This is a genomic window from Streptomyces rhizoryzae, from assembly GCF_023155275.1.
GTDB lineage: Bacteria > Actinomycetota > Actinomycetes > Streptomycetales > Streptomycetaceae > Streptomyces > Streptomyces rhizoryzae.
On sequence record NZ_JALMUV010000003.1, the window covers coordinates 300,962 to 317,795 of the forward strand.

At 70.1% G+C, this 16,834-nt stretch carries 10 protein-coding genes and 3 pseudogenes; 4 read left to right on the top strand and 9 right to left on the bottom strand.

Going from position 1 to position 16,834, the window contains the following annotated elements; translation table 11 throughout:
- Nucleotides 1-552 precede the first annotated feature (552 nt).
- From MUU72_RS04850 to MUU72_RS04880, 6 genes and pseudogenes are all read right to left on the bottom strand, one after another.
- Nucleotides 553-2,187 carry a sigma-70 family RNA polymerase sigma factor gene (locus MUU72_RS04850; protein ID WP_248011840.1) on the bottom strand — a complete coding sequence of 545 codons (1,635 nt, stop codon included), beginning with the start codon at nt 2,185-2,187 and terminating at the stop codon, nt 553-555.
- 186 nt (nt 2,188-2,373) lie between these two features.
- Nucleotides 2,374-3,448, bottom strand: a pseudogene (locus MUU72_RS36000) (IS630 family transposase).
- Nucleotides 3,449-3,569: 121 nt separating this feature from the next.
- Nucleotides 3,570-4,185 (bottom strand): annotated as a pseudogene (locus MUU72_RS04865) (TOPRIM nucleotidyl transferase/hydrolase domain-containing protein).
- Between the two features lie 328 nt (nt 4,186-4,513).
- On the bottom strand, nt 4,514-4,924 hold the full coding sequence (locus MUU72_RS04870; protein ID WP_248011841.1) for a DUF2690 domain-containing protein: 411 nt from the start codon (nt 4,922-4,924) through the stop codon (nt 4,514-4,516).
- Nucleotides 4,925-4,957: 33 nt separating this feature from the next.
- Nucleotides 4,958-5,482 (bottom strand): hypothetical protein, encoded by a 525-nt coding sequence (locus MUU72_RS04875; RefSeq protein WP_248011842.1) that lies wholly within the window; start codon nt 5,480-5,482, stop codon nt 4,958-4,960.
- Between the two features lie 88 nt (nt 5,483-5,570).
- On the bottom strand, nt 5,571-6,719 hold the full coding sequence (locus tag MUU72_RS04880) for a GH25 family lysozyme (protein ID WP_248011843.1): 1,149 nt from the start codon (nt 6,717-6,719) through the stop codon (nt 5,571-5,573).
- 373 nt (nt 6,720-7,092) lie between these two features.
- On the opposite strand from MUU72_RS04880, the gene MUU72_RS04885 reads away from it, so the two are divergent.
- Together MUU72_RS04885 and MUU72_RS04890 are read left to right on the top strand one after the other, a co-directional pair.
- The gene (locus MUU72_RS04885) at nt 7,093-10,872 is read left to right on the top strand and encodes an nSTAND1 domain-containing NTPase (protein ID WP_248011844.1); all 3,780 of its coding nucleotides are present in this window, start codon (nt 7,093-7,095) and stop codon (nt 10,870-10,872) included.
- Between the two features lie 406 nt (nt 10,873-11,278).
- Nucleotides 11,279-11,875: a CHAP domain-containing protein gene (locus MUU72_RS04890; RefSeq protein WP_248011845.1), complete on the top strand. Its 597-nt coding sequence runs from the start codon at nt 11,279-11,281 to the stop codon at nt 11,873-11,875.
- Between the two features lie 503 nt (nt 11,876-12,378).
- On the opposite strand, the gene MUU72_RS04895 is transcribed toward MUU72_RS04890, so the two are convergent.
- The 3 genes and pseudogenes from MUU72_RS04895 to MUU72_RS04905 form a co-directional block, all read right to left on the bottom strand.
- The gene (locus tag MUU72_RS04895) at nt 12,379-13,002 is read right to left on the bottom strand and encodes a hypothetical protein (RefSeq protein ID WP_248011846.1); all 624 of its coding nucleotides are present in this window, start codon (nt 13,000-13,002) and stop codon (nt 12,379-12,381) included.
- Nucleotides 13,003-14,250: 1,248 nt separating this feature from the next.
- Nucleotides 14,251-14,601: a hypothetical protein gene (locus MUU72_RS04900; protein ID WP_248011847.1), complete on the bottom strand. Its 351-nt coding sequence runs from the start codon at nt 14,599-14,601 to the stop codon at nt 14,251-14,253.
- Nucleotides 14,602-15,176: 575 nt separating this feature from the next.
- A pseudogene (locus tag MUU72_RS04905) lies at nt 15,177-15,323 on the bottom strand (IS630 family transposase); the annotation flags it as partial.
- A gap of 144 nt (nt 15,324-15,467) precedes the next feature.
- Between MUU72_RS04905 and MUU72_RS04910 the strand changes: the two are divergent.
- Nucleotides 15,468-16,151 (top strand): SGNH/GDSL hydrolase family protein, encoded by a 684-nt coding sequence (locus MUU72_RS04910; protein WP_248011867.1) that lies wholly within the window; start codon nt 15,468-15,470, stop codon nt 16,149-16,151.
- A gap of 76 nt (nt 16,152-16,227) precedes the next feature.
- The gene (locus tag MUU72_RS04915; RefSeq protein WP_248011848.1) at nt 16,228-16,755 is read left to right on the top strand and encodes a hypothetical protein; all 528 of its coding nucleotides are present in this window, start codon (nt 16,228-16,230) and stop codon (nt 16,753-16,755) included.
- Nucleotides 16,756-16,834 lie beyond the last annotated feature (79 nt).

Here is a 16,834-nt window from a genome sequence, read left to right on the forward strand (position 1 = left end):
CACCTGCGGCACGACAGGGCAGGCAACAGTCCCCCCCTCGTCCAGCTGCACCTGTGCGTCGAGGAACCCGCCAGCGGCGTCGCGCTCCGCACCGTGGACGAGCCGCGGACCGCACGGCCAGGCAGCACAGGAACACCTCGGCCAACGGCGGCTGATCGAAGGCGAGGAGGCCGGCCACCTACGGACTCAACAGCCTCCGCGAGGAGGACGAGACCCTGACAGCGATGAAGGCTCGGCTGCTCCGCCGACGCCACCCTCCTCGTGCCAGCCATCCGTCCGGAGTCGGAGGCCCAGTGCGCCGACTCGACCTGGCCCACTGGAAGCTCCGCCACCACCCCTCCCACCCGTTCCCGCTAACGCCGCTCCAGAGCCTGCTCGTTGCCGGCATCGCCACTTCCGGCCTCCCGCTGCGAAGACGCTGCGCCAGCGGCCTACAGGACGCCGCCGCCCCCTCCGTGGTCGGCACGCGGCGGATCCGGCCGGAGCCGGCCCCGCACCGGCGCCCTGGCCCGGCGCCGTGCTGTCCGGGGCCGGCCCGGCCTTGCGGCGGCGTTACTGCTCGGTGCCGAAGTCCTGCGTCCACCAGGGGCCACCCGCGCCGTTGTGCACTCCCACGCCGATGTTCTTGAAGGAGCAATTGAGGATGTTGGCTCGGTGGCCGGGGCTGTTCATCCACGATTCCATGACAGCCGTGGCGGTCTGCTGCCCTCGGGCGATGTTCTCGCCATAGGTGGACCAGCGATAGCCGGCGGCCGTTATGCGCTGGCCGGGGTCGGCGCCGTCGGGGTTGGAGTGGTCGAAGAAGTGGCGCGCGGCCATGTCATCGGAGTGGGACTGGGCCGCGTTCTGTAGTTGTGGATCTCCGGTGAGCGGGCTGCAGCCGGCGGCTGTTCGTTCCTTGTTCGCGAGCGCGACCACTTGGTCGACGACGCCAGTCGGTGCGGAGGGAGCATGGGTTGTTCTCGGCGGTACCGGGTGGCCGGGCTGGCGGCCGGTGGACGCGTTCTTGTGGGGGGTGGGGCTCGGTGCCTTGGCGGATCGCGTCTCCTTCGGCTCCGGCGGTGACGCGGAGGGGGAGGGGGTTGCCGACAGGGACACACCCTCGTTACCTGGCGTGGCCAGGTCCACCACGGGCGCCGGCGTCCTCCGGCCGGCGCTGGAACTCTCGCCGCCGGTGCCGGAATCCGTGCCGAAGAACCACAGGCTTCCTCCGGCGACGCCGGTCCCGACGATGGCTGCGACGAGGGCTCGGCGCCGCCTGCGCCGTCGTACCCGGGACCGGCGCCGCGAGCCCGCCGTGACGCGTACGCCCCGCCCCCCAGTGCCGGAATCCGATCCGGTGCGGCCCCCCACGCCGGTGAGCGATCCGGCGGAGCCGACCGGATCAGATCCCACGGACCAAGCCGATGCTTTGGCAAGCAGTGCGGGTGACGCCGCCACCAGCGCCAGGCCGGCCAGCAACCCGTCCGCGGGTATCAGCCCGCTCCACAGTCCACCGCAGCGGACGCAGCCCCGCGCGTGCCGGGCTATCCGCTTGCGCCACAGAGCCGAGGGCCTGCCGTCCCAGGAGGCCAGTACGACGCGCAGTTCCTCGCACAGCGGCCGCGCGTCGAGTGCTCGCACAACGACGCGAGCCGCCTCGAGCTGCGCCTTCATCCGCTGTACCCGGACGGCCGTGTGCTGAGGCGTCAGGTCCAGTGCGGCGGCCACCTCGGCCCGGGTCAGTTCGCCGGCGCACTCCAGCCACCACAGCGACAGCAGTCCCCTGTCGTCGGCCTCCAGCCAGCGTGTCGCCCGCGCCGTCTCCCGGCGCTGCCCGGTGAGCTGAAGCTGGACCACCGTCAGGTCGGCGAAGTCCGCCCCCGGATCCGCCAGGTCCTCAGCTTCCTCCATCGCGCCCGGGGCCGAGCGCCGGCTGTGCCAGTACGCCCGGACCTGGTTCATGGCGATCGCCACCAGCCAGGAGCGGAAACGCTCAGGAGTACGCAGTCCGCCCAGTCCGTCCAAGGCCCGCAACAACGTCTCCTGGACCACGTCGTCGACATCCACCGAGCCGTTCAGCGCCCGGCCGACGATGTTGTAGACCAGCGGAAGGTAGGCGGTGACCAGTGCGTCCTGAGCTTGCGTATCGCCCTCTCGGGCGGCCGTGACCCATATCGCCGTCTCCACCGCGTCCTGCGTACTCATACCCATGCTTCCTGTCATCGAGCCCGGACGGTCTTGTCCGATACCTGGGAGACCGTTCGGCACCACTCGGATAACAGTTCCACGAAAATGAGTTTCAGACGGCGCCCCGCAGACGCTGGGCCCGGCATCGTCCGCGACGACGAAACCACCTCCGCGACAGCTACTGAGTTTGTAGGCGTGGTGTCGTCATGCTGGTCTGTCTGTCGTTCGCTTGTGTCCGGTCGTGGCCAGGCATCCGTCGGTGAGGTCACTGCGGTGTGGGATGCGGCGGAGGCTGTGGCGTATGTGGCGTATCAGGTGGTCGGGATCGGTGAAGGCGGTGTTGGCCTGGCTGCTGCGTCGCAGGAGCGACCGGATGCCTTCGACCGGGTTGAGGTCAGGTGCATGGGGCGGCAGGAGTAGGCGGTGATCCAGTCGTGGGCATCGATGAAGGCACGGAGCCGGTGGTCCGTGTGCACGTTGAGGTGGTCCCGGATGAGCACGAGGGGGCGCCGAGTTGGTGGTGGGCCCCGCGCAGTAGGTCGCGGTAGTCGGTCCAGGCGAAACGTCGCCGCCCGGCGCGTTTGTGGTCCCGGTGGCGCTCGGGCCGGTAGATCAGGCGGAGGGTTCACCGTCCTTGGAGCAGGTCAGTGCGGCGACCGAGAAGCGACGCTGAGATACGCCCTCGCGCCCGGACGACAGGTGTGTGTCCGCGTTTGGACCAGGTGCGGGAGGTCGGCGGCGTCATGGAGAACCCGGCTTCGTCTTCGAAGACCAGCCAGGCTCCCCTCGCCGCCGCGGTCTTTTGCGGTTGGCCAGGTTTCCTTCACCCAGCCGGCCACCGCCTGCTCGTCGCGTTCGGTCGCGCGCCGGGAGGGGACCTGGTGGCTCCACCCGTGCCGCCGACGCATCTGGGCGATGCCTGAAAGGGTGAGGGGCGTGTGGAACCACCGGCCGATGAGCGTTTTGATTCGCTCCAGAGTCCAGGTCTGATCCGGCCAGCCGTGGGAAACAGGCCCTTTGGCCCACTCCTGCTCCCGCACGGCGAACAGTGCCTCGCTCAGCTTCGGACGCCTCGCAGAGCCCTTCGACTGCAAGGCGGCCCGCCCGCCGTCCCACCACGACCGGCACCATCGCTGCACCGACCGCACGCCGACCCGTAACTCGTCGGCGATCACACCATTGCTCCGCCCACCGGCGAACCTCTCGGCCGCCTCCATGCGGAGACACTCGCGAAACGTCCGCCGTTCAGCAGTCAGGCCCCACCCTGCGGATACCTCATGAACATGAAGTACCGCGACGACCACCACCTGTCAGCCCCCGCGACACCACGCCTACAAACTCAGTAACCCCTGCGCTCGTCTGCTGTCGAGCACCGTCGAAACGGCAGTCCGCCTGCGACCTCACAGGCTCGCCAGGAGGCCGTCGAGCGAGGGCGGTGTCCGGTCCGGTGCGAGGGCCTCCACAAGGAGACGGCCGTAGCGGATCGTGCGGCCCTTCCTTGTGCCGAGGAAGCGCCGCATCTGCTGATGCCGGCACCGGTCGTGCTGTGCGGGCTGGCACCGGAAGGTCTGCCAGGCGCGGAAGTCGCCCTCGGCGCGGAGGACCTCCTCGACTCCTGCCGTGCCGAGCGCGCGGATGAGTTCGTCCTCCAGATCCTCGGTGCCTACGTAGATGTCCTGGAGCGGCGCCTGGATTCGTGTCAGGCCGCCTCGTAGAAGCCCCGTTCGCCTTCGTCGCAGAGTCCGGTCAGGCGCAGACCGAGACCGGGTGGCCCGAGGAGGCCGGCATAGCGATCGACGCTCATCGCCCCGCCCATCGGTACGACACACACTCCCTGGGCGGCCAGATCCCGGCCACGCCGGACGCCAGCGCCTCGACGGCCGCGAGATCGCTCAGCCCTTCCAGGAGTACCGCGGTCCGTACCCCCAGGCTTTCCGCCAGATCGCGCGCCGGCCCGTCGGGACCGCCCCTCGCCCACCTGGTGACCGCAGCCTGGAACGCCCTCATGTCCGCCATGGGAGGAGTCTGCACGTCCACCGGTGGCGTGGCACGAGATTGTTCGACGGCCTTGTCAAGGGACAGCGGGAGTCCCCCGGGGATGGACTTTTGCTCTCCCCCTCCTGCTGGACGCCCGTTCAGTCCGGCCGGCAGATCACCCTGCACGAGGACCGAACCGTGGCCGTGCCCGCGGTCGTTGGGGAGGTTCACCGCCCGGCAGTCATGGCCGGAGGTGACGTGGCCGGGCACTGGCGGCAGGATGCCGGCAGAAGGTCACTCAGGCAGCCGGGGCCGACAGCGGCACGGCCAGCGGCCCCGGGGGACGAACCCGGGGCCGGGGTGAGCATCAGTAGCTGTGGGTACAGTCGACGTTTTTCCCCCACATACCGCACGCCCACGCCTTCACGTCCTGGTCATTGACCATGACACTGAAGAAGCGGCCGCTGCCGTACGTGGTGTACTGCTTGCCCTTGCCCTGGGCGTTCTTGATCTGGATTTTGGAGCCCGAGGGGGCGTTGATCACGAAGCGGCCCCACGCGGCGCGGCACGAGGGGCTGTAACGCAGCTCCATGGCCGTGATCGGGCCGCTGCCCTCGGCCACCGTGCGGGCGTCGTTGGCGCAGGTCGTACGGGCAGGGTTCAGGCCGTTGCAGGAGGAGCCGTGGCAGCGGATGGTGGCGGAGGCGGAGGGCACGGCGACCAGGCCGCTGGCCAGCAGCGCTCCGGTGCCCAGGAGGACGGCTGCGAGGTGCTTCATGGGATGCCTTTCGGTTCGGGCCGGGTCGGAGGGTCAGGAGCTGGCGGCGGAGGTACAGGCGGAGCTGCCGCCGCAGTAGGTGATGTCCCAGTGGTTGCGCTCGCGGGCGTAGACGTTGCCCGCCGAGGAGCGATAGCGCACCGCGCCGTCACCCCGGTTGGAGATGTGGGTGAAGCTCCTGGTGATGTAGTTGCTTGCGCAGGTGTTCGGGGTGATGTCGACCTTGTAGCCGTTGTAGTGGCTGTACGTGCCCGAGGCGTGTCCCACCTCGGTGCCGCCCGTGACATTAATCGCGCAACCACTGGCACGTTTGAGGGTTTTGAGTCCGTCGACGGTGGCCTGGTTGATCTGTTCGAGCGAGGTGCAGCTGGCGTTGGAGCGGGTGTTGCAGTTGCCGCTGGACGACCAGGTGACCCCGGCCGCGCGCAGCTGGGAGGCGGCGGCGGACTGCGAGAGCTTGGTGACGGCGAACGCGTTGCCGGGCAGGGCGAGCACGGTGGCGGCACCGATGGCCGCGGCGGCGAGGCCGAGACGGCGGATGCTGCGGATGGTGGGCATGGCGAATTCTCCTTTTTTGGAGCGGTATTGGTCGGGGGTCGGGGGTCGTGGTTCGCGGAGCGGCAGGGCTGTTCGGCTGCCGACGGGGTCAGTTGACCAGCGCCAGCCACGTGCTCGGACCGACGATGCCGTCCGCCGGCAAGTGGCTGCGGGCCTGGAAGGCGACCACGGCCTTGTGCGTGGCCGCTCCGAAGGAGCCGTCGATCGGCAGCGCCGCGCCATGGGCTTTCAGGGCGGCCTGCACCGCGCTCACGGCCGGGCCGTGGTCACCGTCCTTGACGGTGGTGATGAGGGCTCGCCAGGTCTTGGTGCCGACGACGCCGTCCGGGGTGAGCTGATTGCGGGCCTGGAAGGTGACCACGGCCTCGTGCGTGGCCGCTCCGAAGGAACCGTCGATCGGCAGCGCCGCGCCATGGGCGTTGAGCAGGTACTGGATGGCGGTCACCTGGCGGCCGCTGTAGCCCTGCTGGACGACCGGCCATGCGCCGGCCGGTGGTGGCGGCGGTGGCGTGTAGGTGCCGTGGGCGGCCAGATTCCGCAGGTCCTTCTCGGTGCCGTTGAACACGTCCTGGTCGCCGGGAAACGTCCCGGAGTCGGAGGTCTGCCAGATGGTGTAAGTGGGCCAGCCGCTGGGCAGGGGGTGCGGAGTGCCGGTGTAGCTGCCGACCCAGAGCAGGTTGGTGGCGGCGAAGGCAGTGGAGTTGCCGGTGCACTGTGACCACCACGACGCATTTGTGTTGATCACCGGATGGCGGCCTGTGCGGCGCCGGTACTCGTCGTCGAACGAGGCGATCCAGCGCACCGTCGCAGCAGGGGAGACCCCGTAGCAGGCGGGCAGGCCCGGGGTGGCCTCCACATCGAGGACGCCGGGCAGAGTCCTGCCGTCCGGCCGCCAGGCGCCTCCGTGATCGACGAAGTAGTCGGCCTGGGCATCGCCGGAGGACTTGTCCGGCCTGGCGAAGTGATAGGCGCCGCGGATCAGGCCGACTGCTGCCGCGCCGTCGTACTGCTGGGCGAAGCGGGAGCTGATGTAGGAGGTGCCCTCGGTCGCCTTGACGTAGGCGAAGGAGGCGCCGTCGGCGGCGACCGCCGCCCAGTCCACGGTCTCCTGGTAGGCGCTGACGTCGAGCCCTCGAACACCGGAGCCGGTGGCCTGCCGCGGCTGCGTTTGCGAGGCCGTTGCTGTTGCCGCGACCGGTGCGCCGAGCAGTGTCGCGGTGACAGTCGCCGTGGCCACCGCGCTCAGTAACCCAGCCCGCCTACCGCGTCGGAGACAGGGGGAATATCTGCGAAAGTAGTGAGAAGTGCAGGAAAAGCGTCCCATTCATGGATTCCTCTCGCTCGTTCGAGTCGCTCGTCCGCGGCCTGTCCTCACGGCTGCGGAGCCCGGCCGTGAGGGAAGCCTCGGCCGTCGACCTGCTGGCTGCCGTCCCGCCACATGCTTCTGGACCCGACCGTTGTTGGGCACCCCGTATCGCCGCGTGCAACAAAACGCCGCGCAGGGCGGCGCTGGGCATCGATCGGCTGAATGACGCTGTCCAGGGGTGTGACGGTGACGAAGACGGTGCCACTGTTGGTCCTCACGGTTCGGGTCGACCATGGGGGATGCGATGGGGCGTCGTGAGGGACCGCTGGATCCGGCGGCCGGGCCGGTTGAGCGCTTCGCCTTCGACTTACGCAAGCTGCGTCAGGAGGCCGGAGGCCCGACCTACCGGGAGATGGCGCAGCACTCGGGCTATTCGGCCGCCACCTTGTCCCGGGCGGCCGGAGGTGGCCAACTGCCGTCGTTGGAGGTGGCACTTGCCTATGTGCGGGCATGCGGTGGGGACCACCAGGAGTGGGAGCCGCGCTGGCAGGCGGCGGCGCGGGAAGCGGCAGCCGAGCCGCAAGACACCGATGACACGCACGCCCCGTGCCGAGGGCTGGCCCGCTTCGAACCCGGTGACCGGCATATGTTCTTCGGGCGCGACCAGTTCGTGTCCCAGCTGACCGAGCGCGTGCGGGCCTGCCGCATGGTCGCGGTGGTGGGCGCGTCCGGCAGCGGCAAGTCCTCCCTCCTGCGCGCGGGGCTCCTCCCGTCCCTCCAAGCCACGGAGTCGTCAGGGTTACGACTGGCGGCGATACGGATCCTCACCCCGGGGCCGTTGCCCGTGTCCACCCACGCGGCGGCGTTGACGGCACGTCAGAAGGCCGGTGACACGGCGGTCGTGGTCGACCAGTTCGAGGAGCTGTTCACCCTGTGCTCGGACCCGGCCGAGCGTGCGGCCTTCCTCGACCTGCTGGTGCGGGCGGTGGATCCGGAGAGCAGGCTGCGGGTGGTGCTCGCGATGCGGGCGGACTTCCTCGGCCGCTGCGCCGAGCATCGTCCGCTGGCCGAGGCTCTTACCGACGCCACCTTCCTGCTCGGCCCCATGGGACCGGCCGAACTGCGGGACGCGATCGTCAAACCCGCTGCGGCCGCCGGGCTGATCGCGGAACGCGCGTTGACGGCGAGGGTCATCGAGGACGTTGCCGAGGAGCCCGGCGGACTGCCGCTCATGTCCCACGCCCTCCTGGAGACCTGGCGTCGCCGCAGAGGCCGCACCCTCACCCTGGCCGCCTACGAGGCCGCAGGCGGTGTCCACGGCGCGCTCACCCGCACCGCCGAAGAGCTGTACACCCGCCTCTCGGCGGAGCAGGCCGAGGTCGCACGGCGTATCCTGCTGCGCCTGATCACGCCCGGTGAAGGGGCCCAGGACACCAGCCGTCCCGCCGAGCACGCCGAACTGCGGGCGCTGAGCGCCACCGGCCGGCCCGCCTTCACCGCGGTGCTGGAACAACTGGCCCGTGCACGGCTGGTCACACTCGACGGCGACAAGGTGCACCTGGCACACGAAGCGCTGATCACCGCATGGCCGCGACTGCAGTCCTGGATCGACAGCGCCCGCGAACGGCTTCGTGTCCACCGCCAGCTCACCGAGGCAGCCCGCGCCTGGGACGCGCTCGACCGGGACCCCGGGGCCCTGTACCGTGGCACGCGCCTCGCCACGGCCGAGGAGAGCCTCACCGGGCATCGCGCGGACCTCACCCCGGCCGAGGCCGCCTTCCTCGACGCCAGCATCGCCGCTCGCGAGCAGGAGCGGCGGTCAGCGGCGCGCACCGCTCGGCGTATCCGGACGCTGCTGGCCGCGGTGTCCGCTCTTCTCCTGCTCGCAACGACGGCCGCTGCCGTCGCCTTCCAGCAGCGCTCGCTGGCGCGCGCCGGCCGTGACCGTGCCGTGGCGCAGCAGATGGTGGCCGAGGCCGGCCAGCTCAATGCGACCGACCCGTCGCTGGCGGCACGGATGTACGTGGCGGCGCACCGGCTGCGGCCGGACCATGAAGCCGCCGCGGGCCTGCTGGACACGCAGAACATGGCACTGTCCTCCGTGCTGTCCGGCCACTCCCAAGCGGTGTACGCCGTGGCGTTCTCACCGGACGGCCGGATCCTGGCGACGGGTGCCGGTGATCGCACCATCCGGCTGTGGAGCCTGGCCGACCCCGCGCACCCCGTCCCTCTCGGCAGGCCGCTGACCGGCCACACCAACTGGGTGTACTGGCTGCAGTTCTCCCCGGACGGGCACACCCTGGCCAGCGCGAGCCGTGAACGCACGGCACGGCTGTGGGACGTCCGCGACCCGCTGCACCCCAGGCCCCTCGGCAGGCCGCTGACCGGGCACAGCGACTACGTCTTCTCCGTGTCGTTCAGCCGCGACGGGCGCACCCTGGCCACCGCCGGCCAAGACCGCACCGTGCGGCTGTGGGACGTGTCCGACCCGGCGCACGCCAAGCCGCTGGGCCACCCCCTCACCGGAGCCGGCGAGGCCGTCTCCTCGGCCGCATTCAGCCCGGACGGCCGCACGGTGGCGGCCCCCGGCCACGATCACCTGATCCGCCTGTGGAACGTCACCGACCGGGCCCGTCCGCAGCTGTGGTCGAAGCCGCTGAGCAACCCCGACGTCGTGTACGCGGTCGCGTTCCGCCCGGACAGCAGGCTCATGGCCAGCGTGGGCAACGAGGGCACCGTGCGGCTGTGGGACGTGTCCGACCCGGCGCACACCAAGCCGCTGGGCCAGCCGCTGACCGGTCACACCGACACCCTGCTCGCGGTGGCGTTCGCACCGGACGGCCGAACCCTTGCCACAGCCGGGGCGGACCACACCATCCGGCTGTGGGACGTCTCCGACCCGCTGCATCCGGCCGCCCTCGGACAACCACTGATCGGCCACGCCGGATTCATCAACTGGCTGGCGTTCAGCCCCGACGGACGGTCACTGGCCAGTGTGAGCGACGACTACAGCGTCCGGCTGTGGCATCTGCCGCGCGCCGTCCTGGCCGGCCACCTCGGCAGCGTCACCAGCATCGCCTACAGCCGGGACGGCCGTGTCCTGGCCGGCGTGAGCGACGGAAGGGTACGACTGTGGGACGTGCGTGATCCGGCACATGGCAGGCGGTTGAGCGAGTTGCCGGGGCAGCGCCTCGCCGTCCGGGGGGCGTTCCAGCCACGGGGCCACCTGTTCGCGAGCGCCGACCGCGACGGCACCGTGCGGCTGTGGGACGTCTCCGCCCCGCGCCGCCCCCGGCAGGTCGGCCTGATCCACACCGACGAGGCCGGCCAGGCCGACGGCGTGCTGGCCTTCACCCCTGACGGGCGGGTACTGGTCACCGGAGGCCCTCGGCACAGTCTCCGGCTGTGGAACGTCATCAGTCCCACCCGCCCTGCCGCCCTGGGCAGCCCGTTGACCGGCCACATCAGCCTCCTCCACTGGGTGGGCTTCAGCCCGGACGGCCACACCCTGGCCAGTACGAGCGAGGATGACAAGGTACGCCTGTGGGACATCCGCGACCCCGGCCATCCCAGGGCCCTGCCGGACATCCGCACCGGCGACACGGGCGGCACCCGGTGGGGCGCCTTCAGCCCTGACGGACGGCTGCTGGCCACTGCCGGCGCCGGCCATGACGTACGCCTGTGGAACGTCCGCATCCCCGCGCAGGCAGCCCCCGTCGGCGGCACCCTGACCGGGCACACCGGCCCGGTGACCTGGGTGGGCTTCAGTCCGGACGGCCACACGCTGGCCTCCGCCGGCGAGGACCGCAGCGTCCGGCTGTGGGATCTGACCGACCCCGCCCGACCGGCCCCCTGGGGCAGGGCGCTCACCGCAGGACACACCGATGCGATGGCGACGGCCGCGTACCGCCCGGACGGGCAATTCCTGGCCACGGCGGGATTGGATGGCACGATCGCGTTCACGCCGCTCGGGATCGACCAAGCGATCCGGCGGATCTGCGCCAGCACCGCGGGCCTGCTGACCCCGGGGCAATGGCGCGACTACGTGCGGGAACTTCCCTACGCCCAGCCGTGCCGCGCCTGACGGGATCTCACACACCCCGCCGTCGCCCCGCCCCGCCCCGCGCTCCCGACACCGGGGCGGCGGTTCACTGATCGACAGACGCCCTCGCCGTGACGCGCGTGCATCACGGCGACCTGTCCTTGCCCATGTTCCGGACCGAACGCCGGAAGCCCCCTCCCGCCCTTGCCCTCAACACCGTTGCCGGCATGGGGAAGCCGGCCCTGACCGCCGACGCGCCCGCGGGCGTTTGTTTCACGCCGCGACAGGGGCCTGCGCAACAACCGCTCGGCCCGGAACCTGGTGGTCGGCGGGCGCCCGACGACGTCTGGCAGGCGACGGCGGCCACCTGTGCCCAGGCGTCCGGCCCGTCCCCGTCCTGGAGGAGCAACCGCTCGCGCTTCCGCGCAGCCGGCACAAAGGAGTGAGCATGACCGAGTCCATGACCCCCCGGGAACCCTTCCCCGCATCCCGCGACCAGGTATCCGCCCTGACGGACGCGACCAGGCGGGTCGACCCCGCCCAGGAGCTGTCGCCGGCCGAACGTGCCGTGCTGGACGCGGTCGCACCGCTGGATCCGAACGCGCCTTCGGTGAAGGTCGCCCGAATCGCCAAGAAGGAGGTCGGGTACCGCGAGAGCGGAACCAACCACACCAAGTACGGCCGGTGGTACGGCGCAGACGGCGAGCAGTGGTGTGACATCTTCGTCAGCTGGGTCTTTCACGAAGCCGGCCAACTGGGGGCCATCGGCGGCAAGCACAAGTCCGTCCCCGACCACCTCAAGTGGTTCAGCGACCACCACCGCTTCTACCGCCGCGGAGCCAGCGGGGGCGGGCCGCGGGAAGGCTGCGTGATCTTCTTCGACCTGAACGGGCACGACGGCGAGGACCACATCGGGATCGTCACGTCCTACGACGACACCTCCGTCTACACCGTCGAAGGCAACCGATCCGACCGGGTCCAGCAGCTGAAGTACCCCCGCACCAGCCACCTCATCTGGGGCTACGGCCACCCCGCCTGGGTCTGAGCGATCGACCGGCCGGGCCACTACGGGGGTGTGCGCTGGGCCGACCGCCCCGGCGACCCCAGGGTCGCCGGGGCGAGCCGCGCTTCTCGTACCGCCTCGCTGCGCTGACGTGCCGCGTGCCCGCGCGGTCACACGGCACGTCAGCGCAGCGAGGCGGAGCGTATCCCCTCAACCGAGCACTTGGGGACCGCTCAGCAGCAGTCGCGGCAGTCGCGGCTTGGCGGTCAGTGAGCTGATCGCCGATGAACAGGAATGGACGCTCAGGCGCCCACGGGCTTCCGCGTGATCCTCCAGGCGCAGCCTGCCATCGAGGCCGTCGACGAGGCGGCCGACGGCGTCCCCTGGTGTGGACCTACGCGAGTCCTACGACCGCTCCGACCCACCTCGAACTCCGGGCCTGCCTCGACCCGGCTTGAGCGTCGGCGGCCCTCGGAGCGTTCCCGAGGCACAGGCATGCAGCCGGGCCAGGAGAACTCAGGTGCTTCCGTTGCCGTGGTCGCCGATCAGCGGAGTGCGGACGCGGACACGTTCGTGGAGGTCTGCGACGCCGGCGGCCGGCCTGCCGGTGAGGGCAGCATCGAGGCGGGCACGGCGGGCGCGTGAGGTCGAGCGCAACCGGGCGGTGGAAACCGGTCGAGGACATCGAGGGCGCGCTGCGCGGCTGCCACCGTGTCGATCGTCACGTTGCCCACGCTCACCGACAGCCGCAGCATGCTGCGGGCCGAGTCCGTGCCGAACTTCCCTGTCTCCAGGACCCGTTGGACTTCTGGCCGCTCGGCCGCCTCCGCCTCGACGTGGGTGACGGCCGTGTAGGAGCGGGCGGAGACCGCCCGCTCCACCTGCGGCTCCAGCCGGCCCGACTTCGCCGTCGACCACGCGGACAGCATCGCGCTCGCCACGGCCGCGACGGCGAGCACCGCCAGCGATGGCAGCGCCTCGCACAGCTTGTCCCTGGTCGGACCATCGGCGAAGAGCCGGGCGAGGACGCTGTTTACCTGCACCAGCCCCCAGCCCGCCGTCACGGCCTGCCCGAGCTGCGCCGCCACGACCCCGGCCAGCGTCCTCCGGTCCGCCTCCCAGTCGGTGCGCAGCACCATGCCCACCATCCGGGGCAGCGCCGCCGCCATGTGCGCGAAACGTCTTCGAGGGCGGGTTGGCCGAAACGCCGATGCTCGGTCGCCGCGGCCGCGCGCGGTCAGCGGATGCTGGTGGCCGATGCCTCATTTCGCTGGTCCGATGCGGTTGGCAGGACGACGCGCAGCGTCATGACCACGTGGTCGGTCAGCCCCTCTTCGCGGGCCTCTTGGTGGTAATCGCAGGAGCGAGCCTGGGCGATGGGGGGATGTGGGACGAAGAGGTGGTCGAACCGGAAGCCGTTGCCGCTGCGCCCGTACCAGGAGTGGGCGACCTGGTCGGGCTGTAGGTGGCGGACGGCATCGGTGACGCAGTCGGTGCCGGGAAGGCGTCGTAGAAGGCGTACAACACCGGCTCACCGCGCCGCCCGGGCCCGCGCCGCCCGGGCCCGCGCTGCCTGGGTCGGCTTCGCCTCGGGCTCGCGTTGCCTCCGTCGGCCGGTTCGTGTCTGCCGTCCGCTCGCCGCGCCGCCCTGCTGCGCCTCTGTGCCCCTGCTGCGCTGGCGGGTATGGCTGGCGGATGCCTGCGCCGGGCGTCTGCCGGCCTGGTGCTCGGGCCGGCCGGCGCCTCCGTGTTGCTGCCGGCTCGCTGCTGTCGCCGCGGGCCGTCACCACCGCCACTGGGTCGCCACCAGGTCGTCGCAGGGTCTCGGCGGGTGGCGTTGCTCGTCCGGTGCCCCTTGTCGGTTGTCGTCCGGGGCTGCGCGGATTTGCTCGGCTGGTCGTGTCCTGGTCGGGCTTGCTGCTGCGGTTCGTTCGTCGCCTGCCGGAGCGATGGCCTTGGGCGGTCGTGCCTGGTGTCGGTGCGTCGTTCGCTGTCGGCTGGCCTCCTGCTCGATGTGCCGATCGGTGGGCGCGGGCTGGTTGGTATCCGGGCGCCGGCGTCGACGCCGGTAGGCCGGCATCGGAGGCCGGCCGCTGCTCGGTTTCTGAAGCCGCCCGGATAGCCGTCGTACCAAAACCGGTCGACGGCCGGGGCCTGGACCTGCTCGACCGCATCGGTGAACGCAGTGGGTAACTCAGCGGTGCCACCTCTTGAGGACACGGCGTCGACGTACCCGTCACGATCGAGCTCGACCCGGGCGTACCAACGATGCGCCCGGATGTGGATCTTCCGGCAGTGCCAGTCACGCGGACCGGTATCGAGGTGGCCGGTCCGCTCGCTCATCAGCTGCTCCTTGTCCTGCTGTCTTTTCACGCACCCTCCGCAGCGCTGCCCTCAGGGCACAGCTGGGCCAGGCGCTACGCGGGAATGTCCGGCCTGCTCAGGACAGGGTTCCAGGCGAACCACTCAAGGACGTCGGCGCCCAGCTCCCATGGCGACTCCAGCAGAATCCGGCCCGCCGCATCGATGTCCGCGGTGACACGGTCGGGTGCCGGCCCGATCCGCTGCATCAAGTCGCCCCACTTGTGCAGGAACTCCGCGTCCTCACCGCGCAGTCGGCGCAGAGCCGCTTCCACGCACGAAGGCCACTGCGGCATGCCGTAGTGATCGATGTGAGTGCCGATCTGGGGAGCTGCGGCGAAGACGAGGAAGTCGTCCGGTTCCAGCATCTCCTCGAAGTGCGCGAACTGGTCGATCCGCTTCTTCACATGCTTCTGGATCTCTCCGAGGAACCCCCAGCCGAAGTCCGTGAGCGTTCCACCGCACCCTGGCCACTCGGTCCAAGAACATCGAAGGCCTGCCGGGTGAGCCAGGTATTGCGGGCGAACATCACCCCGTCGGGCATCCCCTTGCGCCGGCTGGTCGGCCGAGCGGCGTGCGCGTCCTCGATCGGGCCATTGCGCCACACAGACAAAACCAATCCGTGAGCAGCAGCCCATCGCAGACCGTCCTTGACAGCGAACACCCCCATCTCCTCAAGTCTCTGCCGCCCCCATGCCACTGCTTCCTGGAGATCTGCCTCCACCGGCCATTCCTTCCCGCGTTTCCCGACGCTGCCAACCAGCTTCCTTCACGCGGTTCCAGGGCTCTGGCGCCTCGCGTGAGGATCGGCAGATCCTACGTTCCCCCACTGACAACGCGGTCGGCTTCACGAGGGGGATGCCATACCAGCGTGGGCCGGCCAGGGGCGGAACTCCGCTCCGGTACCGGCTCGTGAGACGGAGATCTTGCCGGACCGCCGCCGGTTCCCAGGCACATTCACGTCGTTACTGACTTCGGCTTGTCAGGGTGACGTCGGGGTGTCGAGGGTCAGGCCGGTGCCGGCTATGAAGCCGTCGAGGGTGTCGGGCCGGTACTGCAGGCGTTTGAGTCGGTTGTGTACGAGGGCCTCGAGTCGGTCGAGGGCGACCACGGCGAGGTTGGCCAGGGCTACTACCACGAGACCGACGTTCTCGGCGATGACCCCAAGCTGCGCGACGCCTGCCATCGTTCCAAGAAGGCCTGGTCACGCCAGGCCGCACTGCCAGGCATGTCCAAGTCGGTGGGCGAACTGGCCGACGCGCGGGATCCGGACATGGACTACCACCTGATCGCATGCTCGGGCGCGGTGACCAACGACGTCTCGGGAACGGGGCGGCACTTCGGCGAGGCCCCGCAGATCCAGCAGGGATACCTGGATCAGAACATCACGCTGGTAACGATCTCCATCGGCGGCAACGACGCCCGGTTCACGAAGGTCGTCCAGTCCTGCGTACTGGGCATAACCGGCTTCTGCCTGGACGACACGCTCGACGGTGACCCGGGCCCGCTCAAGGATTACGAACCCAAGATGATCAAAGAGAAGGTGCGTCCCGCGATCACCGCGACGCTGAAGGAGATCAGAGCGAAGGCGCCACACGCCAAGATCGTTCTCATGGGCTACCCCGAACTCTTGTCGAAGGACGGCGGCTGCATTCCCGGTATCGGCCAGCCCGAGGCAGCGTGGATCAACGCGATGTCCGGCGTGATGGACACCGAGAGGAAGGGCGCCGCCGCTGATGCCGGAGCGAACATCGTCTTCTCCGACCCCATCCCAAACTTCAAGGACAAAGGGGCCTGCGGCGACCCGGAGGACATCCACGCGATCGTCCTGGACAAGTCGCCGGGCGACGATCCCGACCTCGCCGATCAGCCGGTAGCGTCCTCCACGCTCCACCCCAAAATCGCAGGGGCGAGACTGTACGCCGACGCGCTGGAGAAGCCCCTGAGCGCTGGGTAGACACAACTGTCACAAGCTACCGGGCCGGGAGGGCCGCCATAGGCTCCCTCCCGGCCCTTCTTCGACCGGGGCCACAATGAAGGTCAACACCCAGGTGCAGATAGCCGGATGCGGCGCGGCAACGGCGGCATTGGCCGCAATGGGAGTCCCGCTGTGGAACTGGGGCAAGAACGCGGGCAACGCACAGTGCGAACGCCAGCCGACCGGACAGATGTGCATTCCGTACCAGGAGACGATTGCGCTGCTGGTATGGCTGGCGGCAGCTGCCGTGGTGCTGTGGAAAGTGATGACTTTCCTGGAGCTGCGCCCGGCGTTTACCCTGGCCGCCGCAGGAACGTACCTGACGTGGGTGGCGATGACGGAGGCCGCCCGATGGGGCTCAAATCCCCTGCATCCACAGTGGTGGTCATTTGCCCTGGCAGCAGCCGCGGGCATCATCGCGGCGTGGGGCGGGGTGGAAAGACTTCGGCCCGTATCGGGGTACGGGGTGGCGGGTGCTGTGATGGCCTGCCCGATGGTCTTCGGGGTGTTCCCGCCTGACTGGCGCAGTCACTCAGTGCCCGACCCAGTGCGCGTCGCGATGAAGACGCTACTGCCTAGCTAGTCTAGCTAGTAGTGCTTTGTTAGGTGGTGTCGTAGGGCTGCCAGGGGGTGGGTTGGTGGCAGGTGGGGCAGGTGCCTGT

What these genes read in the sequence shown, in the direction of transcription:
- MUU72_RS04850 (WP_248011840.1), bottom strand. Translation starts at nt 2,187, where the DNA reads ATGAGTACGCAGGACGCGGTGGAGACGGCGATATGGGTCACGGCCGCC.
- MUU72_RS04870 (WP_248011841.1), bottom strand. Translation starts at nt 4,924, where the DNA reads ATGAAGCACCTCGCAGCCGTCCTCCTGGGCACCGGAGCGCTGCTGGCC.
- MUU72_RS04875 (WP_248011842.1), bottom strand. Translation starts at nt 5,482, where the DNA reads ATGCCCACCATCCGCAGCATCCGCCGTCTCGGCCTCGCCGCCGCGGCC.
- MUU72_RS04885 (WP_248011844.1), top strand. Translation starts at nt 7,093, where the DNA reads ATGGGGCGTCGTGAGGGACCGCTGGATCCGGCGGCCGGGCCGGTTGAG.
- MUU72_RS04890 (WP_248011845.1), top strand. Translation starts at nt 11,279, where the DNA reads ATGACCGAGTCCATGACCCCCCGGGAACCCTTCCCCGCATCCCGCGAC.
- MUU72_RS04895 (WP_248011846.1), bottom strand. Translation starts at nt 13,002, where the DNA reads ATGGCGGCGGCGCTGCCCCGGATGGTGGGCATGGTGCTGCGCACCGAC.
- MUU72_RS04910 (WP_248011867.1), top strand. Translation starts at nt 15,468, where the DNA reads ATGGACTACCACCTGATCGCATGCTCGGGCGCGGTGACCAACGACGTC.
- MUU72_RS04915 (WP_248011848.1), top strand. Translation starts at nt 16,228, where the DNA reads ATGAAGGTCAACACCCAGGTGCAGATAGCCGGATGCGGCGCGGCAACG.